This is a genomic window from Azospirillum sp. B4, from assembly GCF_000333275.1.
In the GTDB taxonomy this organism is placed as follows: Bacteria; Pseudomonadota; Alphaproteobacteria; order Azospirillales; family Azospirillaceae; genus Nitrospirillum.
Genome location: NZ_BACU01000133.1, coordinates 1 through 20,241, shown reverse-complemented (window position 1 = coordinate 20,241; position 20,241 = coordinate 1). Strand labels below are relative to the sequence as shown.

At 67.7% G+C, this 20,241-nt stretch carries 15 protein-coding genes and 1 rRNA gene; 8 read left to right on the top strand and 8 right to left on the bottom strand.

Features of this window, described 5'->3' with window-relative positions; all coding sequences use genetic code 11:
• The 4 genes from I55_RS06285 to msrP all read right to left on the bottom strand — a co-directional run.
• Nucleotides 1–584 (bottom strand): 16S ribosomal RNA (locus I55_RS06285); the annotation flags it as partial.
• A 798-nt stretch (nucleotides 585–1,382) separates the two neighbouring features.
• A complete protein-coding gene (locus I55_RS06280; RefSeq protein WP_044559641.1) occupies nucleotides 1,383–1,937 on the bottom strand; it encodes a hypothetical protein in 555 nt (184 codons plus the stop codon).
• Nucleotides 1,934–2,530 carry a hypothetical protein gene (locus tag I55_RS06275; protein WP_049973879.1) on the bottom strand — a complete coding sequence of 199 codons (597 nt, stop codon included), beginning with the start codon at nucleotides 2,528–2,530 and terminating at the stop codon, nucleotides 1,934–1,936. Before I55_RS06275 ends, I55_RS06280 begins: the two co-directional genes overlap by 4 nt.
• A gap of 109 nt (nucleotides 2,531–2,639) precedes the next feature.
• Nucleotides 2,640–3,593, bottom strand: coding sequence for a protein-methionine-sulfoxide reductase catalytic subunit MsrP (gene msrP / locus I55_RS06270; protein WP_044559640.1), 954 nt, complete (start codon nucleotides 3,591–3,593; stop codon nucleotides 2,640–2,642).
• A gap of 430 nt (nucleotides 3,594–4,023) precedes the next feature.
• On the opposite strand from msrP, the gene I55_RS06265 reads away from it, so the two are divergent.
• Both I55_RS06265 and I55_RS06260 read left to right on the top strand, forming a co-directional pair.
• Nucleotides 4,024–6,060, top strand: coding sequence for an elongation factor G (locus tag I55_RS06265; RefSeq protein ID WP_044559639.1), 2,037 nt, complete (start codon nucleotides 4,024–4,026; stop codon nucleotides 6,058–6,060).
• A gap of 99 nt (nucleotides 6,061–6,159) precedes the next feature.
• On the top strand, nucleotides 6,160–6,651 hold the full coding sequence (locus tag I55_RS06260) for a DUF962 domain-containing protein (protein WP_044559638.1): 492 nt from the start codon (nucleotides 6,160–6,162) through the stop codon (nucleotides 6,649–6,651).
• A gap of 66 nt (nucleotides 6,652–6,717) precedes the next feature.
• Here the strand turns inward: I55_RS06260 and I55_RS06255 are convergent, their stop codons facing one another.
• Nucleotides 6,718–7,188 carry a Dps family protein gene (locus I55_RS06255; RefSeq protein WP_044559637.1) on the bottom strand — a complete coding sequence of 157 codons (471 nt, stop codon included), beginning with the start codon at nucleotides 7,186–7,188 and terminating at the stop codon, nucleotides 6,718–6,720.
• A 242-nt stretch (nucleotides 7,189–7,430) separates the two neighbouring features.
• Between I55_RS06255 and I55_RS06250 the strand changes: the two genes are divergently transcribed.
• From I55_RS06250 to I55_RS06230, 5 genes are all read left to right on the top strand, one after another.
• A complete protein-coding gene (locus I55_RS06250) occupies nucleotides 7,431–8,147 on the top strand; it encodes a hypothetical protein (RefSeq protein WP_148293596.1) in 717 nt (238 codons plus the stop codon).
• Nucleotides 8,148–8,210: 63 nt separating this feature from the next.
• Complete coding sequence (locus tag I55_RS06245; protein WP_148293595.1) at nucleotides 8,211–10,610, top strand: bifunctional diguanylate cyclase/phosphodiesterase; 2,400 nt, start codon at nucleotides 8,211–8,213, stop codon at nucleotides 10,608–10,610.
• Complete coding sequence (locus I55_RS06240) at nucleotides 10,607–11,857, top strand: hypothetical protein (RefSeq protein ID WP_044559636.1); 1,251 nt, start codon at nucleotides 10,607–10,609, stop codon at nucleotides 11,855–11,857. Before I55_RS06245 ends, I55_RS06240 begins: the two co-directional genes overlap by 4 nt.
• Before the next feature lie 168 nt (nucleotides 11,858–12,025).
• Nucleotides 12,026–14,725 (top strand): hypothetical protein, encoded by a 2,700-nt coding sequence (locus I55_RS06235; RefSeq protein ID WP_148293594.1) that lies wholly within the window; start codon nucleotides 12,026–12,028, stop codon nucleotides 14,723–14,725.
• 114 nt (nucleotides 14,726–14,839) lie between these two features.
• Nucleotides 14,840–15,763: a helix-turn-helix domain-containing GNAT family N-acetyltransferase gene (locus I55_RS06230; protein ID WP_044559643.1), complete on the top strand. Its 924-nt coding sequence runs from the start codon at nucleotides 14,840–14,842 to the stop codon at nucleotides 15,761–15,763.
• On the opposite strand, the gene I55_RS06225 is transcribed toward I55_RS06230, so the two are convergent.
• From I55_RS06225 to I55_RS06215, 3 genes are all read right to left on the bottom strand, one after another.
• Nucleotides 15,760–16,338 (bottom strand): DUF2239 family protein, encoded by a 579-nt coding sequence (locus I55_RS06225; RefSeq protein WP_044559635.1) that lies wholly within the window; start codon nucleotides 16,336–16,338, stop codon nucleotides 15,760–15,762. The genes I55_RS06230 and I55_RS06225 overlap by 4 nt on opposite strands.
• A 74-nt stretch (nucleotides 16,339–16,412) precedes the next feature.
• Nucleotides 16,413–18,590 carry an excinuclease ABC subunit UvrB gene (uvrB, locus tag I55_RS06220; protein WP_044559642.1) on the bottom strand — a complete coding sequence of 726 codons (2,178 nt, stop codon included), beginning with the start codon at nucleotides 18,588–18,590 and terminating at the stop codon, nucleotides 16,413–16,415.
• Between the two features lie 64 nt (nucleotides 18,591–18,654).
• The gene (locus I55_RS06215) at nucleotides 18,655–19,398 is read right to left on the bottom strand and encodes an NERD domain-containing protein (RefSeq protein ID WP_044559634.1); all 744 of its coding nucleotides are present in this window, start codon (nucleotides 19,396–19,398) and stop codon (nucleotides 18,655–18,657) included.
• A gap of 181 nt (nucleotides 19,399–19,579) precedes the next feature.
• Here I55_RS06215 and I55_RS06210 point away from each other — a divergent pair.
• A partial coding sequence (locus I55_RS06210) for an aminotransferase class I/II-fold pyridoxal phosphate-dependent enzyme (RefSeq protein ID WP_044559633.1) occupies nucleotides 19,580–20,241 on the top strand: 662 nt, incomplete at its 3' end.

The window sequence follows — 20,241 nt, the reverse complement described above, 5'->3', positions numbered from 1 at the left end:
CCAGGTAAGCCCGGGGATTTCACGCCTGACTTGAACAGCCGCCTACGCGCCCTTTACGCCCAGTAATTCCGAACACCGCTAGCCCCCCTCGTATTACCGCGGCTGCTGGCACGAAGTTAGCCGGGGCTTCTTCTCACGTTACCGTCATCATCGTCACGTGCGAAAGAGCTTTACAACCCTAAGGCCTTCATCACTCACGCGGCATTGCTGGATCAGGCTTGCGCCCATTGTCCAATATTCCCCACTGCTGCCTCCCGTAGGAGTCTGGGCCGTGTCTCAGTCCCAGTGTGGCTGATCATCCTCTCAGACCAGCTACCGATCGTCGGCTTGGTGAGCCGTTACCTCACCAACTACCTAATCGGACGCGGGCCCCTCCTTCGGCGATAAATCTTTCCCCTATGATCTCCACAACCACAGGGCTCATCCGGTATTAGCTCCAGTTTCCCGGAGTTATTCCGAACCAAAGGGCAGGTTCCCACGCGTTACTCACCCGTGCGCCACTAAGGCCGAAGCCTTCGTTCGACTTGCATGTGTTAGGCATGCCGCCAGCGTTCGTTCTGAGCCAGGATCAAACTCTCAGGTTCAATGCGGTATCCAACCAACCTCGCGGCCAGCAAGAACCTCGACGGAAACCAACCTTAGTCGGCACCTCAAACCCAAGTCCGTTCCTGTTTCCCCCGTTTCCGGGGGAACATATTCAGAGCATGTATTTAAGATACGTGGACTTGGCAGGTTTGCCGTTTTGCGATCCAGATCGCAATGTCGGCACCGCCGCCCGCGTATCCCTTCTCGAATTCCGTTCACTTGTTCAAGAGCCTGGCGCCGCTTCCGCCGCGCCGGACGACCGATGCCGGCATCGCCAGCGCTTCGTTCGTCGTTTCATCGTGCGGCGTTCACCGCGTCGATGGCCAAACATCTAATCGCTCGCCGTGTCGCCGTCAAGTATCTTTTTTCGTCGTCGTTCATTTTTTCAAATCAACGTCGGCGCCGCGGATACAAGCCGGGCCATCCTAGCTCTATTCATCGCAAGGCCGGGAGCAATAGGCGATCTTATTAGATTCGCTTTAGGCCCGTTCACTCGCAACAATCAGAGCATTATTGGCTGATGCAGCGTTAGATGCTTTTACTTTTCAGAGAACCGTGTCGCGATTACTCGCGACGTCTGCCACAGCGCTCCGTAGACAGGCAACCACGCTGGGGTCAGGGCGGCGGGTTATAGGGGAAGGTCCGGGGGCTGTAAAGCGCTTTCTTCACCCATTTCGCGGGGGCTCCGCCGAAGGCTGCCCTGAGCTAATCGGGGGTGTCGGCCCTTGAATTAGGGCGGCGCGTGACGGGGGCCGGCAGCGGAGCCACGAATGCATCCGCCCCTTTGCGCGTGCCCATCACGCACTCTGGCGCTTGGCGCCGAAGCTCGGGGTTTCCGACAGGTCACCCTCATGGGGAACGACGTCCAGCACCTCATAGCCCTGGGCCGCGGGAAAGCGTAGCTGGGCCTTGCGGCGGGCCCGGGTCAGGTCGCTGGCGAAGAAGAAGTAGTAGCGCCCCTCCTCCCACAGCTTCACCACGCGGGTGGGCTCCATGGGCAGGCCCTCGGTGCGCCGGATTAGCACGATCCAGCCGGTTTCCTGCAGCCCGCGCCGCTCATCCGTCACCAGGATGCGCCGGTCCACCGATTCCAGCGCGTTCACCTGGTCGGTCAGCCCCTTCACGTGGCTGCCCAACTCCGCCGCCTCGACGTCGTCGGCGACGCTGGTCAGGCGCTGCGACAGGCTTTCCCGGCCCAGCGCCCGCACCTGCTGGCTCAGCACATAGCGGCGGCGCTGCAGATCCTTGATGGACCGGCGGGTGCGCTTCAGCTGGCGCTGCGCCTTCTGAAAGGCGGGCTTCACCCCGATCAGCACGATCATGACGCCCAGGACGACGGCGAACCAGTTCACGACGCCGCCTCCAGCTCCATGGTGGCCGGATCGGTCAGGGTCACGTCGGTGGGCAGGGACTGGGCGTGGGTGATCTTGAAGCCCAGGGTGCGGGGGAAGGCCCGCTCAAACTCCGCCCGCGCCTCTTCCATGTTGGAGGCCCAGACGTGCACCGGCACCGGCCGCGCCCAGCTGTTGTCGAAGAAGGCGTGCCGTTCCCCCCGCTTCACCTGATGGGAGACGGAGCTGTTCATGGCCAGGAACTCGAAGGGGCGGTTGGGCAGCAGTTCATGCCCCAGCACGCGCACAAAGCGATGGGGCGAGGCCTCCAACTCCCGCACTCTCTTTTTCAGCTGCGCTTCCTGCCGCTGGTTGGAGAACAGCACGGTGGCTGCGCCGGCCGCCGTGCCCTTGCGCGCCTCCACCCGTTCCGACAGGCCGCTGGCCAGACGGGCATAGCGGGCCAGGCGTTGCCGCAGGCCGCTGACGTCGGCCAGATGCTCCAGCACCATGCAGTGGACATGGGCGACCAGGGACACGAGCACGCTGATTCCGGCGGTGGCCAGAAAAACGAACAGCCCGAACTCCAATATGGCGAAAACGCCCTCGGTCACCCCAACGCCCCCAGGTGATGTTCTCGATCACCAGTACTGTAATTTATCCGCAGGCGGCGGCAAGCGATTATTTGCAACGGGCAAAGTAGTTAAAGGCCGGTTCACGCGACTACATGAACAACGCTTCCTTCTCCAATCCCTTGTATAGGCCGGCCACCTGGGCACCATAGCCATTGTATATCTGGGTAGGGACGGACTCATTGCTGCCCAGCAGCCGCTCCCGCGCCTGGGACCACCGGGGGTGGGACACGGCCGGATTGACGTTGGCCCAGAAGCCGTACTCGTCGGCATTCAACAGGGCCCAGAAGGTCTTGGGCCGCTTGTCGGTGAAGCTGATTCGCACCACCGACTTCACCGACTTGAAGCCATACTTCCACGGCAGGGTCAGGCGCAGGGGCGCGCCGTTCTGGGCCTGCAGGGGTTTGCCGTAGAGACCGGTGGACAGGAAGGCCAGCTCGTTCGTCGCCTCCGCCATGGTCAGGCCCTCCACATAGGGCCAGGGATAGAAGGGCTGGCGCAAGCCGGGTGCGGCGTACGTGTCGCGGCCGAAGGTCTGTAGTTCCACATATGTCGCCGCCGACAACGGCTTGGCGAAGGCCACCAGCTTGGCCAGGGGGAAGCCCATCCACGGCACGGCCATGGCCCATGCCTCGACACAGCGATGGCGGTACAGCCGCTCCTCCACCGGCATGGCCTTCAGCAGATCGTCGATGCCCAGGGTCAGGGGCTTTTCCACCAAGCCGTCGATGCGCAAGGTCCAGGGGCGTAGCGGCATCTTCTGCGCCGCCGACACGATGTCCTTGGATGTGCCGAACTCATAGAAGTTGTTGTAGCTGGTGGCCGCGCCTTCCGGCGTTACCGCGCGGTCCAGGGTGTAGGCGGGATTGCGTGCCGGCTCTTCGGCGGCATAGGCCGTGCCCACCCGTGGCGCCCCGCCGCCCAGGGCCAAGCCGCCGGCGATGGCGCCCGCCCCTGTGATCAGGGCGCGGCGGTTGATGTAGGCCGTCTCCGGCGTCGCCACCGACTCCGGCAATTCCCAGTCGCGCTTGGTCCTGATCAGCATGGTGCCTTTTCCTCCGTGCCTGCGGCGCCCCGGTCCCGGAGCGCCTCCGCCTGCCCTATTAAGGAGGGGACGGCCACCGCCATATCAAGCCCCGTCCCGCTATGGATTTGATAGCTGCGCGCGCCCCCCGTCACCTGCCCCGGCGAATCGGCCGGGTGACGACGCTTTTCACTCGACAGCCGGCCGGGGCGGGTGTGTCATCATGCCTCGGGAGGAAGCGGGTGCCCGGACTGGCTCCGGCCGCCACCCCCGGCGCCTTGGCATGCATCACCCCTAAGCAGGTTCCGCCCATGTGGGGCGGAGTTCGGAAAGTCTGCTTAGCGTGCGTTTATCCGCGTCTCACCATCGCCCTGCGTACCCGTACAGGCGCCCCGGGTCGGCATGACCGCCCAGAACGTGGCCCCGGACCCAAGCAGATCCGGAGGCAAGGATGAGCAACGGCACAAGAACGGCACCGCGATGCGCGGCCCTGGTGGGGCCCTACCTCAGCGGCAAGACCACCTTGTTGGAAAGCCTGTTGATGGCCACGGGCCAGCTCGCCCGCAAGGGCAGCGTGCAGGACGGCACCAGCGCCGGCGACGCCAGCGCCGAGGCCCTCACGCGTCATATGAGCACGGAAGTCAGCGTCCACACCTGCGACCACCTGGGCGACACCTGGCATATCCTGGACTGCCCTGGCTCCATCGAGCTGGCGGGAGAGACCGCCCGCGCCCTGATGGTGGCCGACGTGGCCGTGGTGGTGTGCGAGCCGGTGCCGGAAAAGGCCACCATGCTGGCCCCCCTGCTGCGCTTCCTGGATGAGCACGCCATTCCCCACCTGCTGTTCGTGAACAAGGTGGACCAGCTGGGCAGCGGCGACGTGCGCGTGGCCGACCTGATGACGGCGCTGGAGGGCGTTTCGCAGCGGCCCCTGGTGCTGCGCCAAGTGCCCATCCGCCAGGGACGGGCCGTCACCGGCTACGTCGACCTGGTCAGCGAGCGCGCCTACCGCTATTGCGCCGGCGCAAAGTCCGAGACAGTGCCCATGCCGGACGCGGTACTGTCGCGCGAGCGCGCCGCCCGCCAGGACCTGTTGGAGGCCTTGGCGGATTTCGACGACGCCCTGCTGGAACAGCTGCTGGACGACGTGTCGCCGCCACCCGCCGACGTCTACCGCCAACTGAGCCGCGACGTGGCGGAGGATCTGATCGTCCCCGTCTTCCTCGGCTCCGCGCAGAATGACCATGGCGTACGCCGCCTGCTGAAGGCCCTGCGGCATGAGGCGCCGCGGGTGGGCGTGACCGCTCGCCGCCTGGGCCTGGAAGCGACCGGCGTGCTGGTCCAGCCCTTCCGCATCCACCATGCGCCGCATAGCGGACGCCTGGCTTATTGCCGCGTTTGGCAAGGGGAAGTGGCGGATGGCCAGGCGCTGGGACCAGACCGGGTGGGCGGCGTCTTCGCCCTGGGCGGCGGCGCGCCCGCCAAGATCACCAGCGCCGGGGCCGGCGCGGTGGTGGCCCTGGCCAAGCTGGAGCATGCTCAGCCGGGCGCCTTGCTGTCCGCCCGGGGCGAGGCCGGCACGCCCCTGTCCTGGCCGGCCGCCGCCGAGCCGGTGCACACGCTGGCCGTGCGGGCGGAGCAGCGGGCCGACGAAGTCAAGCTGACCGGCGCGCTGGCCAAGCTGCTGGACGAGGATCCCGACCTGCGCCTGGTGCTGGAGGATGGGGAAATGGCGCTGTCCGGCCAGGGCGCGGTGCATCTGGGGATCGCGCTGGACCGGCTGCGCAGCCGATTCGGCCTTGCCGTGTCCAGCCGGCCGCCGGCCGTGCCCTATCGCGAGAGCATCCGCCGCACGGTGGCGGAGCATGCCCGCTTCAAACGCCAGTCCGGCGGCCACGGCCAGTTCGCCGACGTGCACCTGACGGTGGCGCCCCTGGACCGGGGCGAGGGCTTCCGTTTCGAGGACAAGGTGGTGGGCGGCGCCATCCCCCGGTCCTTCATTCCGGCGGTGGAGGACGGCGCGCGGGAGGCACTGGCCAGCGGCCCGCTGGGCTTCCCCGTGGTGGACGTGTCCGTCACCCTGACCGGCGGGCAGTTCCATTCGGTGGACAGCAGCGAGCAAGCCTTTCGCACCGCCGGGCGCATGGCGGTGCAGGCGGCCCTGACCAAGGCGGAACCGGTGCTGCTGGAACCCGTGCTGCTGGTCACCGCGACCGCGCCTGCGGAGTTCACGGCCAAGGTCCAGCGCCTGTTGAGCGGCCGGCGGGGACAAATCCTGGGTTTCGACGTGCGGCCGGGCTGGTCCGAATGGGACCAGGTCAGCGCCTGCGTCCCCCAAGCCGACATGGGCGACTTCATCGTCGACCTGCGGTCCCTGACCCTGGGTCTGGGCAGCTATACCGCCCGCTTCGACCACCTGGCGGAACTGGTGGGCCGCCTGGCCGACCGGGTGGTGGAAGGCCGGCAGGCGGGATATGCCGCGCAATGACAAGGAAATGGCGCTATGGTTAGCGATCGATAACCCAAAACAAGGGAGGGCCGGGTGGTCGCCAGTTCATTGTTTGCCAGTTCATTGTTTGAACGCCAGATGGCCATGTACACGACCTACCACCGCGACAGCCGCAACAAGGCCACGCACGCCGTGGGCATCCCGCTGATCGTCTTTTCCGTAGTGCTGGCCTGTACCCTGGTGCCGGTGGCCGAGGTGGCCGGATTCGGCACCGTCACCCTGGGCTTGGCCCTGTCGGTCATGGTCTGGGCGCTGTGGATCGCGCTCAACCGCCCGGTGGGCTTGGCGCTGGGCCTTCTTGTCGTGCCGTCGGTGCTGCTGTCCGCCTGGCTGACGGAGCGGCTGGACGCCGGCGCGGTGCGATGGCTGGCCTTGGGACTGTTCGTCAGTGGCTGGGTATTCCAGCTGGTGGGCCATGCCTTCGAGGGCCGGAAGCCGGCCCTGGTCGACAACCTGTTCCAAGCCCTGATCGGCCCCATGTTCGTGGCGACCGAGGGCCTGATGGCGCTGGGCTTGGCCCCAGCCGGCCTGCATGAGCGCATCGAGCGGCAGGCGGCATCGCGCTCCTGACCCGGAAAACAAAAAAGGCGGCCCCGAGAAGGCCGCCTTTTCCTTATCCATATGCGAGGGGGCGGGTCAGCCTTCCAGCATGGCGCGCAGCATCCAGGCCGTCTTCTCATGGATCTGCAGGCGCTGGGTCAGCAGATCGCAGGTGGGTTCGTCGCTGGCGCCTTCCGCCACCGGGAAGATGGAGCGGGCGGTGCGGGCCACCGCCTCCTGCCCTTCCACCAGCTGCTGGATCATCTCTTCCGCCTTGGGCACCCCACGCTCTTCCCGGATGACCGTCAGCTCGGCGAACTGGGCGTAGGAGCCGGGGGCCGGGAAGCCCAGGGCGCGGATACGCTCCGCGATGTCGTCCACCGCCACCGACAGCTCGGTGTATTGGGTCATGAACATGGTGTGCAGGGTGTTGAACATCGGACCGGTAACGTTCCAATGGAAGTTATGGGTCTTGAGATACAGCGTGTAGGTATCGGCCAGCAGGCGGCTGAGCCCCTCGGCGATGGCCTTGCGGTCCTGCTCGGAGATGCCGATGTCGATAGCCATTCTTGTTTCCTTTCCTCGTGTTCCAAACCCATGCCTTGCCGGTGAAGGTAACCCCTTGGACAGCGGCCGGCAAGCAGATTTAGAATTATTCTAAATTCTGTCACCAACCCCACATCCTGGAGGCGGCTGGGTTCCTCACCGCTGCCCCGTGCGCCCATCGCTGGGGAAATTGTCCACGGACGGACATGCGGATTGTGGCACACTTGCGCGACGAAAAAACAACCTGCCTTCGAGGGGCGTTCATGGGTTTTGCTGGCGACATCGACGATCGTCGCGTGACGAAGGTGGAGTCCGCGCCGGTTCGCCGGATGATGGCGTGCCTGTTGGCTTTGGCTCTTCCACTCTTGGCTCTTCCATCCTTCCCCGCCCGCGCCACCGATCTGACGGTGATGGTGGTCGACGGCGGCGGCCGTCCCGTGGCCGACGCCGTGGTGACCGCCACGCCGGAGGGTGCCGCCCTGCCGCCGACGGCGCCCCCCGTGCCCCTGATCGTCGACCAGATCGATGAGACTTTCGTGCCCTATGTCATGGTGGTGCCCAAGGGCGGCATGGTCACTTTCCGCAACAGCGATCTGACCCGCCATCATGTCTATTCCTATTCGGACGCGGCGAAGTTCGAGTTCGTGCTGTCGCCCGGGCAGATCGGCCAGCGCAAGTTCGACGGGACCGGGGTGGTGGCGCTGGGCTGCAACATCCATGATCACATGATCGCCCACCTGTACGTGACGGCCGCCCCCTTCGCCGCCGTCACCGGCAAGGACGGCAAAGTCACGCTGACCGGCCTGCCCGTCGCCGGTGCCACCGTGGCGGTCTGGCAGCCCCGGCTGAAGCCCGGCACCACTCCACCGCAGCAGACCCTGGCCGCCACGGCGCTGGGCGCCGCCCCCCTCACCCTGACCCTGCCCGCCTTGCTGCCGGACACCCGACAGGGCCTGGATCCCGAGCGCGGCACTTATTAAGAACGAGCGGTACCCAGAACGACAGGACGCGGCCCCGTGGCTCTCGGCTTTAGAAATCGATTGGTGCTGTTCCTGGTCGCCATGCTGGCCGTCGTGCAGTTGGGCACCATGGTCATCCTGTACGGCGTGGCGCGCTCCGCCCTGATCGACACCGGCAAACAGCAACTGGTGAACAGCGCCCAGTCCTTCAGCCGCCATCTGGAAACCCTGTCCGGTCACCTGGCGGAGGACGCCAAGGTGATGTCGCTGGACTATGCCCTGCGCCAGGCCATCGGCGTGCATGACAGTGGCACCGCCCTCAGCGCCCTGCGCAATTTCGGCCGTCGCGTGGGCGCCAGCCGCATGCAGCTGATCGACCTGGACGGCACCATCGCCGCCGACACCGCCCGGCCCAGGGAACTGACCGGCCTGGGGCGTTTCGCCTTCCCCGACCTGCTGCCGCTGGCGGGGGAGGCGGGGCGGGCCGCTGCCAGCGGCGTGGTGGACGGCACCCCCTATCGCCTGGTGGTGGTGCCGGTGTTGTTGCCCGACCCCATCGCCTGGATCTGCATCATGGTGCGGGTGGATGATCGCTTCGCGGAGGAACTGCGCGCCCTGTCGCCCCTGCGCAAGGACATCGCCCTGGCCGGCCAGACGGCGCGGGACGCGCCCTGGTCGGTGGTCGCCGCCGCCGGCGAACCGATGGACCCGCTGGCGGGCATCGCCGCCCCTGGCCAGATGGCGGCGGCCGAGCCGCGGTTGATGACCAAGCAGGGGGCGGAATACCTGGTGCTGACCACGCCCCTGCCCACGGCGCCCGGCAGCCTGCCCATGATCGCCGTGCTGCAGTATCCGCTGGACGAGGCGCTGGCCCCTTATCGCAAGATCATGCTGTACATGGGCGCCCTGATGGCCGGCGGCCTGGTGGCGGCCCTGATCGGCATTGGCCTGATCGCCCGGGGTGTCACCCGGCCGGTGACCGCCCTGGCCGCCGTGGCCCGGCGTATCGCGGACGGCGACTATACCCCCCTGCCGCCCGTGCGCACCCGGGACGAGATCGGCCAGCTGACCACGGCGCTGGACGACATGGCCCAGGCCATCGCGGATCGCGAGGAGCACATCCGCCACCAGTCCCTGCACGACGCCGTGACCGGCCTGCCCAACCGCCTGAACCTGGAGGAGCAGGTGGATACGGCCATCGACCAGGGGCATGGTGTGGCCCTGCTGCTGGTTGGGCTGGACCGCCTGCGCGAGGTGGCCAACACCCTGGGCCACGACCTCGCGGACCGGGTGGCCCGCGACGCCGGCGACCGGCTGGCCCATGCCTTGACCGCCGAAGGGGCCGGTGACGCCGTCGTCGCGCGTGTATCGGAACATGGCTTCGCCATCCTGCTGGTGGACCGGGACAGGACAGCCGCCCTGGCCCTGGCGCCCGCCCTGGTCGCGGCCTTCGAGACACCGTACGCGGAGGCGCCTTACGGCGAGGCCGAGGTGACGGTGGACCTGGCGGCCCGCGTCGGCATCGCCGTCTATCCCGATCCCACGTCCGGCGCCCCGCCAGCCGACACCGCCGGCATCCTGCTGCGCCATGCCGACGTGGCCATGCTGGCCGCGCAGTCGGCCGAGTCCAATATCCGCGTCTACGACCATGCCGCCGACCCGCACCGGCCGGAACGGCTGTCGCTGATGGGTGATCTGAAGGAGGCCATCGAACAGGACGCCCTGGACCTGGCCTATCAACCCAAGCTGGAGCCCCAAACCGGCCACCTGGTGGGGGCGGAGGCGCTGGTGCGCTGGACGCATCCCCGCCGGGGGTTCGTGCCGCCCGACGGCTTCATCCCCCTGGCGGAGGAGACGGGCGCCATCCGCCACCTGACCCGCTGGGCCCTGGGCCGGGCCCTGCGCCAGTCAGCCGCCTGGGCGGCGGCGGGGCACGACCTGCGCATGTCCGTCAACCTGTCGGTGCGCGACCTGGGCGACGAGAGCCTGCCAGGCCGCATCGACGCCCTGCTGGAGGAAACCGGCCTGAAGGCCGACCGCCTGATGCTGGAAATCACCGAGAGCGCCATCATGGGCGAGCCAGAGGCGGCCATCGCCATGCTGCGCCGCCTGGCGGACCGGGGGGTGGAACTGTCCATCGACGATTTCGGCGTCGGCCAGTCCTCCTTCGCCTATCTGCGGCGCCTGCCGGTACGGGAAATCAAGATCGACCGCTCCTTCGTCCAGACGCTGGACGAGAACGCGCAAGACCAGGCCATCGTCCGCTCCATCATCACGCTGGGGCACAGCCTGGGTTACAAGGTGACGGCCGAGGGGGTGGAGAAGGGCCCGGCCCTGGGCCTGCTGGCGGAGATGGGCTGCGACCTGGCCCAGGGATATTACATCGCCCGCCCGATGATGCCCGGCGCCTTCGCCGATTTCCTGACCAGCCACGCGGCAGGGAAAAATCCCTGGCAGACCCCAGCGCGGGGGGCCTGCGGATGAAGCGCGCCGTCCGGCCCCTGATCGTGGCGGTGTGGGCGGCCTTACAGATGGGCACGGCCGGGGCGGCGGAGGGGTTCCCGGACGTGGAGCTCCATGGACTGCTGGACGCCCGCCTGGTGCAGACCCCCAACGACCGGAGCACCTTCGACGGTGGCCTGGGCAAGCTGCGGACGGGTGGAGATCCGGGACCCCGCACCACCACACTGGCCGAGGGGTCGCTGATGGCGACGGCGCATCTGCTGCCCGGCCTGGACGTTTACACCCACCTGCGGGCGGAAGGGGAACAGCGCACCCTGGTGGACATCGTCGAGGCCTTTGTCCGCTGGCGCCCGGCCCCGACCGGCCCACTGTCCTGGCAAGTGAAGGCCGGCGCCTTCTTCCCGCCCATCTCCTTGGAAAACGACGGCCTGGGCTGGACCAGCCGCTACACCCTGACGCCCAGCGCCATCAACAGCTGGGTGGGGGAGGAACTGCGGACAGAGGGGTCGGAGGTGACGCTGAGCTGGCGGCCAGACGGGCCGGGCGGCATGCGGCTGGACCTGGTCGGCGCCGTCTTCGCCGGCAACGACGGCACCGGTGAGATGCTGGACTATCGCGGCTGGGCCCTGATCGAACGCCCCGCCGGACTGCTGGACAAGCTGCGCCTGCCCGACGAGGTGCCCATGCACCAGAACCGCAGCCCACCCGCCAGCTTCCAGCCTTTCGCCGAAATCGACCACCAGCCCGGCTTCTACATCGGCGGGCGCTGGACGGATCCTTTGGGTGGCGAGCTGTCATATTTGCATTGGGACAACCGCGGCGATCCCACCATCAGCAACGGCCATGGGTATGCCTGGAACACCGACTTCGCCAGCATCGGCTATAAGATCGCGCCGGCACCCGGCCTGACCCTGCTTGCCCAGGCCATGCGGGGCGCCACCGACATCCGTCCCAGCCCCGCCAGCGAAAGCGACGGCACGTTCGAGGCCTTCTACCTGCTGGCCAGCCAGGAATGGGGCGCCTTCCGCGTGAGCGGGCGGTTCGACGCCTTCGGCACCCATGAGGATACCCCCGTCAGCACCCGCCACCACTTCGACGAACACGGCAAGGCCTATACCGCCGCGGCGGCGTACCGGCCACTGCGCTGGATGCGGTGGACCGTGGAGTGGGTGCACGTGGACAGCCGCCGGCAGCAGCGCCTGGCGGTGAACCTGCCCATCGAGGCGCACGAGAACCAGGCGCAGCTGGGCGTCCGCCTGTTTTTCTGATTCCGCTCCGTTTGCCGCGCAACCCTCCGCCGGGACACTGGCACACGGACGGGCACGCCAGGCATGGCAAACGCTTGGCCCACTCTTCCTAATGAGGTATGCGTTATACCGTTAGACATAGATCTAACGGCGTAATAAATTTGCAATCACTCATCCGGTGGGGTAGGCATGGACTCTTCCGTCTCTTGGCGCGGCCGCTGGCCCGTGCTCACCCTGATGGTCGCTCCCATCCTGGCTAAAATCCATCTGGTGCTCGGGGTGCTTAAGGCCAGCCCACTGTTGTTCGACGCCGGATTGACTCCGACCCTCACCAGCGGCTGGCTGGGCTTATATCCCACCATCGATCCCAACATCGCCTTCACCTCGCAGGCCCTGGGCCGGGGTGCGGTCAAAAGCATGCTGACCGGCGGCGGACTGCCGTGGTGGAACCCCTACCAAGGGATCGGCGCGCCCCTGGCGGGGGAGATGCAATCCGCCGCCCTGTTCCCGCCCAGCCTGCTGCTGGCCCTGCCGGACGGACAGCTGTACATGCATCTGCTGCTGCAGATCATCGCCGGCATCGCCACATATTTCCTGCTGCGCCGCCTGGAGTGCCCGCGCGGGGCCGCGCTGGCCGGCGGCCTGCTGTTCCAGTTCAACGGCACTTTCGCCTGGCTGGCCACCGCCACCGTCAACCCCATCTGCTTCCTGCCCCTGATGCTGTTGGGCGTCGAGATCGCGCGGGACCGTGCGGCGGCGGGCCAAACCGGTCACTGGGGCACCGGCCATTGGGGCGGCTGGGGGCTGACCGGGGCGAGCCTGGCCCTGTCGCTCTATGCCGGCTTTCCGGAGGTCGCCTATTTCAACGGTCTGCTGGCCGCCGCATGGACGCTGACACGGCTGGCGGGGCTGGAGCGGGCGCGCATGCCGTCCTTCCTGGGGCGGGTGGCGATGGGTGTGGTGACCGGCCTGGCGCTGGCGGCACCCGCCCTCATCGCCTTCTTCGACTACCTGCCCCATGCCTATCTGGCGCAACATGGCGCCTCTTTCCTTGGGCTGGCGCTACCGGCCAGCGCGTTGGTGAAGCTGTTCTTCCCCTACCTGCATGGCCTGATCCATGAGAATGCGGCCACGGCGCCGTTCTGGGCCGATGTTGGCGGCTATGCCGGCCTGCTGCCGATGGTCCTCAGCCTCTACGCCCTGTTCGGCCGCACGGTGCGCGCCCTGCGCCGGATGCTGGCGGCCTGGGTGGCGGTGACGGTGGCAGCCTGCTATGGCCTGCCCGGGGTGGCCACGGCCCTGTCCGTCCTGCCCGGCTTCGCCATTTCCGCCTTCTACCGCTATCTGCCCTGCACCTGGGAGTTCGCGCTCTGCGTCCTGTCGGCCCTGGCCCTGGCCGACCTGATGGACCCGCTCGCCCGGCGCCGGCCGGCCGCCTTCTGGATCAGCGCCGGCATCATGGCCATCCTGCTGGCCGGGGCCTTCGCCGTGCCGCAACCGCCCGCCGTCACCGTCCTGGTGACTCCCTGGCATAACTGGTCGCTGGCCTTCGGACTGGTGCTGCTGGCCGGCTGGGCCTGGTGCCGGCCCTGGCGGGCGAGCGACGATGCCGCGACCAACGACGCCAGGGTACCGCTGCTGGCGGCGCTGGTGGTGGCCGAGGCGCTGGCCTACTTCATTGTGCCCACGCTGGCCTATCCGCGGGGCGCACAGCTGGAAACGGCGGGCATTCCCTTCCTGCGGGAGCATCTGGGCCTGCAGCGCTTCCACACCCTGGGACCGGTCGAGCCCAATTACGGCACCTATTTCCAGGTGGCGCAGATCAACCACAACGACCTACCCCTGCCCGCCAAGTGGGTGAGCTTCGTCGAACGGCGGCTGGACGACAACGCCGCGGCCGGTGTCTTCGCCCATAACCGCCTGCGGCCCGACGGCCCAACGGCGGCGGAGAACTTCCTGAAGAACCGGGCGACCTACGAAGCCGTCGGCGTGCAGTACCTGGTGACCAAGGCGGAGGGCGATCCCTTCGTCCGCGCCTACGCCGACGTGGCCGATGCCGGCGCCAACACGCCCCTGAAGCTGCAAAGCGGCCAACGCGCGGGCCTGACGCTGACGGACCCCACCCTGGCCGGCGCAGCACTGGGCGGCTTGTCCTTGATGATCGGCACTGGCCATGGCTACGCCGACGGCATGCTGGCGGCCACCGTCTGCTCCCAGGGGGCCTGCGCCGTCGGGCAGGCCAGCCTGAAGGGCGCCATCGACAACCACCCCTTCACCATCACCCTGGCGGAGCCCCTGCCCCTGGGGCGCGAAACGACGGTGGAACTGAATTACGACGACGCCGTCTACCCACTGATGCTGTGGTCCTGGCCACGCGCCACTGATGGCCGGGTCACCGTTTCCTATCAAGGACAGGCGCTGCCCGACCACACCCTGAAGCTGCAGTTGAGCTTGGCGGGCCAGCCGCCCCGGGTCTTCGAGGACGCGGCCATGCGCGTGTACGAACTGCCCAACCCGCGCCCCTACTTCACCGCTGACGGCTGCGTGCTGGCGCCGCAAGACCGCAGCCACCTGGTCAGCGACTGCCCAGCGGCCACCACCCTGACCCGGCTGGAGCTGTCCATGCCCGGCTGGCGGGCGACGGTGAACAGCCAGCCTCAGACGGTGGCGGAGACCGAGGGCCTTTTCCAGCAGATCACCTTGCCGGCCGGTCGGTCCACGGTGGCCTTCCGCTTCCTGCCACCCTACATGCCGCTGGGCTACGGCCTGTTCGCCCTGGGCTGGCTGCTGCTGGCCCTGACAATGGGCAGCCCCTTGCGGGTTTGGCGCCGCATCGCGGCCCGCGCGAATGGCCTGGACGGCGTGCCGGCCCCGGAATTGGCGGAGTGAGCAGACAATGAAGCCAAGTGTTCCGCCCCCCCTTTACGGCGGTCCATTTAATTGACTAAGTCAACTAACCTCTAGACAGTGGCAACCATCGGGTAGATGGGGGCGCACGTGGACATGGATACGGGGCTGGAGGCCAAGGTTGAGGTCGTCCGGCGTTTCAGCCGGACTTACACGCGTCGCATCGGCGTGCTGCGGGACGGCCTGCTGGGTACCGACCTGTCGCTGGCGGAAGGGCGCATCCTTTTTGAACTGGCCCAGCGGCCGGAACGGGCGGCCAAGAGCCTGGCGGCAGACCTGGACCTGGACGCGGGTTACCTGAGCCGCCTGCTACGCGGCTTCGAAAGGCGGGGGCTGGTCCGGCGCCGGCCCGATCCCGCCGATGGGCGCCAGTCTTTGCTGGCCCTGACGGCCGCCGGGGGCGAACTGTACACGCTGATCGACGACCGCTCGCGGGCGGAGGTGGCCAGTCTGATCCAGCGCCTCGCCCCGGCGGATCAGGATCGCCTGGTCCAGGCCCTGGATCAGGCGGGCAGCCTGCTGGGCGACAACCGCCCCGGCCCCGCCTACGTCCTGCGCCCGCACCGGCCGGGCGACATGGGCTGGATCATCCTTCGCCAGACGCTGTTATACGCCCGCGAATACGGCTGGGATGAACGGTTCGAGGCCCTGGTCGCCAGTATCACCGCCCAGTTCATCGAGCGATACGACCACCGGCGGGAGCGGTGCTGGATCGCGGAGCGCGACGGGGCCATCGTCGGCTCCATCTTCCTGGTCCGCGAGAGTGACGACGTGGCGAAACTGCGCCTGCTGTACGTGGAGGCATCCGCCCGTGGCCTGGGCCTGGGGCGCCATCTGGTGACGGAGTGCGTCGCCTTCGCCAGGGCGGCGGGTTACGGCCGCGTCATCCTGTGGACCAACAGCGTGTTGCATGCCGCCCGGCACCTCTACGAGCAAGCGGGGTTCCGCCTGGTGCGGGAAGAGCCGCACCATTCCTTCGGCAAGGATCTGACCGGGCAGCACTGGGAGCTGGAATTCTAAAACGCCGGCGCCGCCAGCCGCTCCGCATGGGAGCGGACATCCGCCGGCCAGTCCTGGCTGTGCTGCTGGAACAGGGCGGCGTCGCCAGCGAACAGGGCCCGCGCCGCCTCCTCGAAGCCGGGGCGGTCACCGGCCATGGTGGACATGAAACGGTAGGCGGCCTCCTGCGCCTGGCGCACGCGGTCCGCGCCCTCGTTCGCGTGGCGGGCGGCGTCCACCAGCTTGCGCAAGGCGACCGACGCGCCACCCGGCTGGGTGTTCAGCCATTCCCAGTGGCGGGGCAGCAGGGTCACCTCCCGCGCCACCACGCCCAGCTTGGGCCGGCCGGGCCGCGGGGGCGCGGGCGTGAGGTCGGCGGGGAACGCGGGCGCCAGGCGACCGCGCACCGCCTCCGCGGGGCCACGCAGGTCCACGTCGACGGCGCGGCCGGTGGCATCGTTGAAAATGAAGATCAGGCTGTCGTCGCCGGCATCCTGCGCCGCCTTGGCCGCCAGCGCCGCCTCCACCAGCGTGCCGGTCGCCAAGTGGCGGGTGCCCGCGAAGGCGGTGCAGCGCATTTCCGGATCCAGGCCCATCGCGTCCTCCGTTCATGGAATGACGCGATACCTAGGGCCGGACGGCGGCCCCGTCAATATTACCCGGGTGAATATCAAGACCCCCGGCGGCGGCGGCCGGCCGGCTTGCCCGGCGGACGCCCGGCGGGGATGGGGGCCTTGATGTTGGACTTCTCACTCACCGCGCTGGCGCGGCTTTTTTCCCCGATGGCGCTGGCGCGGAGGGGTGTCGCGCCGGGGTCCAGGCCCAGGTCGATAGCTTCCAGCCGGCGGATCTCGTCACGCAGGCGTCCGGCCTCCTCGAATTCCAGGTCGGCGGCGGCGGCCCGCATCTTCTTTTCCAGGTCGGCGATGACGGCCTTGAGATTGTGGCCCACCAGGCCCGCCTCGTCCGCCAGGCCGGCATCCACGTTCACCCGGTCGCCGCGTTCATAGACGGAGTTCAGGACATCGGCGATCTGCTTCTTCACCGATTCGGGCGTGATGCCGTGGGCCTCGTTATAGATCCGCTGCTTCTCCCGGCGCCGGCTGGTCTCCTCCAGCGCCGCCGCCATGCTGGCCGTGACCTTGTCGGCGTACAGGATGGCGCGGCCCTCGACGTTGCGCGCCGCGCGGCCAATCGTCTGGATGAGCGAGGTGCGGGAGCGGAGGTAGCCTTCCTTGTCCGCGTCCAGGATGGCGACCAGCCCGCATTCCGGAATGTCCAGGCCCTCGCGCAGCAGGTTGATGCCGATCAGCACGTCGAAGGCGCCCAGGCGCAGGTCACGGATGATCTCGATACGCTCCAACGTTTCGACGTCGGAATGGATGTAGCGGACCTTGATCCCGGCCTCGTGCATATAGTCGGTCAGCGCCTCCGCCATCTTCTTGGTCAGGGTGGTGACCAGGACGCGCTGGCCCTTGGCGATGCAGTTCCGGCACTCCGCCATCACGTCGTCCACCTGGGTCTCGGTGGGACGGATGATGACCTCGGGATCGATCAGGCCGGTGGGGCGCACCACCTGCTCCACGAACACGCCGCCCGTCCGCTCCATCTCCCATGGGCCGGGGGTGGCGGAGACGAAGACGGACTGGGGTCGCATGGCGTCCCATTCCTCGAACTTCAGGGGGCGGTTGTCGATGCAGGCCGGCAGGCGGAAGCCGTAGTCCGACAGGGTCGACTTGCGCATGTAGTCGCCCTTATACATGCCGCCCACCTGGGGCACCATGACGTGGCTTTCGTCCACGATCAGCAGGGCGTCGGCCGGCAGGTATTCGAACAGGGTGGGCGGCGGCTCGCCCGGCGCGCGGCCGGACAGATAGCGGGAATAGTTCTCGATGCCGGCGCAGGACCCGGTGGCCACCATCATCTCGATATCGAAGGTGGTGCGTTGCTCCAGCCGCTGGGCCTCCAGCAGCTTGCCCTGGGCGTTGAATTCCTCCAGCCGCAGCTTCAGGTCGCGCTTCATCTGCTCCACCGCCTGCAACAGGGTGGGCTTGGGCGTGACGTAGTGGCTGTTGGCGTAGACTCGCACCTCCTTCAGGGACGCGATCTTCTCGCCTGTCAGGGGGTCGATCTCCTGGATGGCCTCCAGCTCATCCCCGAACAGGGAGAAGCGCCAGGCGCGATCCTCCATATGGGCCGGGAACAGCTCTATGGTGTCGCCACGCACCCGGAAGGAGCCGCGGCCGAAGCCGACGTCATTGCGCCGGTATTGCAGGTCCACCAGCCGCTGCAGGAAATGGGTGCGGTTCAGCGTGTGCCCCACCTTCAGCGGCAGGGTCATCTCCGAATAGGTCTCGACCGAGCCGATACCGTAGATGCAGCTGACAGATGCCACGATGATGCAATCGCGCCGTTCTAACAGCGACCGCGTGGCGGCGTGGCGCATGCGGTCGATCTGCTCGTTGATCGAGCTTTCCTTCTCGATATAGGTGTCGGTGCGGGGGACGTAGGCCTCGGGCTGGTAATAGTCGTAATAGCTGACGAAATACTCCACCGCGTTGTCGGGGAAGAAGCTCTTCATCTCGCCATACAGCTGGGCGGCCAGCGTCTTGTTGGGCGCCAGGATCAGGGTGGGACGCTGCAGCTTCTCGATGACATGCGCCATGGTGAAGGTCTTGCCCGACCCGGTGACGCCCAACAGCACCTGGTCCCGTTCCCCCGCCACCAAGCCGGCCGTCAGCTCCTTGATGGCCTGTGGCTGGTCACCGGCCGGCGCGAAGTCCGACTGGATGCGCAAGGGGACGCCGTCCGTGGGTGCCGGCAGGGCGCTGCCCCGGGGCATGGTCATCGGCAACGGCAGGTTGGGCTCTATGGTTTGGGCGGCCATTTGGGGGACATCGTGGGGCATGGCCTCAAGGTAGGCTGCGCCGCGCCACTTTTCCAGGCCGCTTGCCCGCTTTCGCCGGGGACTTGCCGGCGCCCTCGTCCTGCTGGGGGATGGAAGCGCTGCCGCCGGACCGGGTCAGGGCTTTGGACAGGGGTTCCCAGGCCGTGGCCATGGCCTCGCTCTCCGTCCCGTCCTCCCGCGCCATGGACTTCAGCGTGGCCAGGAAGTCGCCCGCCAGGCAGGCGGTGTTGGGCACGCCGCTGGTGAACTCCGTCCCGTCGGGAAACACCACCAGCACGCGCAGCCGCACCATGGGGAAGCGCGCCTTCATGATATGGATCAGCGGCTGCATCTGGATCACGGGATTGACGAAGAGGCCGACCTTGCCGCTGGCCGCCAGATAGCGCCACTGCCCCGCCTTGGTCTGGGCGCTGATGCGGCCGCCCATGTCGGCCGGGGCGCTCAGCACCATCAGCACGCTGGCCGGCAGGCGGATCAGGTGGTCGACGCGCAAGGGCTTGCCCTGCTTGTCCCGAATGTAGAGGCCGTGGACGACGGAATAGCCGGCGTCGTCCAGCGCCAGCTTGCGGCGGTAGGCCTCGGCGTTGTAGCGGCGGCGCGACAGGGTGCGGGTCTTGGGCCGCAGGGCCCACATCACCACCAGCATCAGCACGATGACGACGAGCGCCACCGTGCCGATGGTCACCATCTGGCTGATGCCCATGAGCTGGGTCGCCTGGGGGGCTTGATCGCTGATGTCCTGCGCCATGCCGGTTGATTACCCCATCCGCGCCGGCCCTGTCATCCGGGCCCGTGACCGTGCCGCGCATCTTAATGTCGCGGGGCCCCGGGCGCGGCAGGCGCGGCATGCGCGGGCGGCGGTTGTGCCCCTTTTTTGCCGGGCGTAAGGTCCGCCCTCGGATTTTCCTTTCCCAACAAGGGTAGCCGTCATGTCGATCGTTGCCGAGCGTCTCGCCCGGATTAAACCGTCCCAGACCATCGCCGTCACCGCCAAGGCCCGCGCCTTGAAGGCCGCCGGCCGCGATATCATCGGCCTGGGCGCCGGCGAGCCGGACTTCGACACACCGGACAATATCAAGCAGGCCGCCATCCGCGCCATCCAGAATGGCCAGACCAAGTACACCGACGTCGACGGCACGCCGGAGCTGAAGCGCGCCGTCTGTCTGAAGTTCAAGCGCGAGAACGGGCTGGAGTACAAGCCGGAGCAGGTGAGCGTCGGCACCGGCGGCAAGCAGGTGATCTTCAACGCCATGATGGCCACCCTGTCGCCGGGCGACGAGGTCATCATCCCCGCCCCCTACTGGGTCAGCTACCCCGACATCGTGCTGATGGCCGAGGGCACCCCGGTGTTCGTGGAATGCCGCGCCGAGGCTGGCTTCAAGATGACGGCGGAGCAGCTGGAGCGCGCCATCACCCCGCGCACCAAGTGGGTCATGCTGAACAGCCCGTCCAACCCCTCGGGCGCCGCCTACACCTATGATGAGATGAAGGCCCTGACCGACGTGCTGGTGCGCCACCCGCACGTCTGGGTGTTCACCGACGACATGTACGAACACCTGGTCTACGACGGCTTCACGTTCGTGACCCCGGC

Excerpts from the sequence above, each read along its gene's own strand:
- msrP (WP_044559640.1), bottom strand. The coding sequence starts at position 3,593 with ATGCTGATCAGGACCAAGCGCGACTGGGAATTGCCGGAGTCGGTGGCG.
- I55_RS06265 (WP_044559639.1), top strand. The coding sequence starts at position 4,024 with ATGAGCAACGGCACAAGAACGGCACCGCGATGCGCGGCCCTGGTGGGG.
- I55_RS06260 (WP_044559638.1), top strand. The coding sequence starts at position 6,160 with ATGGCCATGTACACGACCTACCACCGCGACAGCCGCAACAAGGCCACG.
- I55_RS06255 (WP_044559637.1), bottom strand. The coding sequence starts at position 7,188 with ATGGCTATCGACATCGGCATCTCCGAGCAGGACCGCAAGGCCATCGCC.
- I55_RS06250 (WP_148293596.1), top strand. The coding sequence starts at position 7,431 with ATGGGTTTTGCTGGCGACATCGACGATCGTCGCGTGACGAAGGTGGAG.
- I55_RS06240 (WP_044559636.1), top strand. The coding sequence starts at position 10,607 with ATGAAGCGCGCCGTCCGGCCCCTGATCGTGGCGGTGTGGGCGGCCTTA.
- I55_RS06235 (WP_148293594.1), top strand. The coding sequence starts at position 12,026 with ATGGACTCTTCCGTCTCTTGGCGCGGCCGCTGGCCCGTGCTCACCCTG.
- I55_RS06230 (WP_044559643.1), top strand. The coding sequence starts at position 14,840 with ATGGATACGGGGCTGGAGGCCAAGGTTGAGGTCGTCCGGCGTTTCAGC.
- I55_RS06225 (WP_044559635.1), bottom strand. The coding sequence starts at position 16,338 with ATGGGCCTGGATCCGGAAATGCGCTGCACCGCCTTCGCGGGCACCCGC.
- uvrB (WP_044559642.1), bottom strand. The coding sequence starts at position 18,590 with ATGACCATGCCCCGGGGCAGCGCCCTGCCGGCACCCACGGACGGCGTC.
- I55_RS06215 (WP_044559634.1), bottom strand. The coding sequence starts at position 19,398 with ATGGCGCAGGACATCAGCGATCAAGCCCCCCAGGCGACCCAGCTCATG.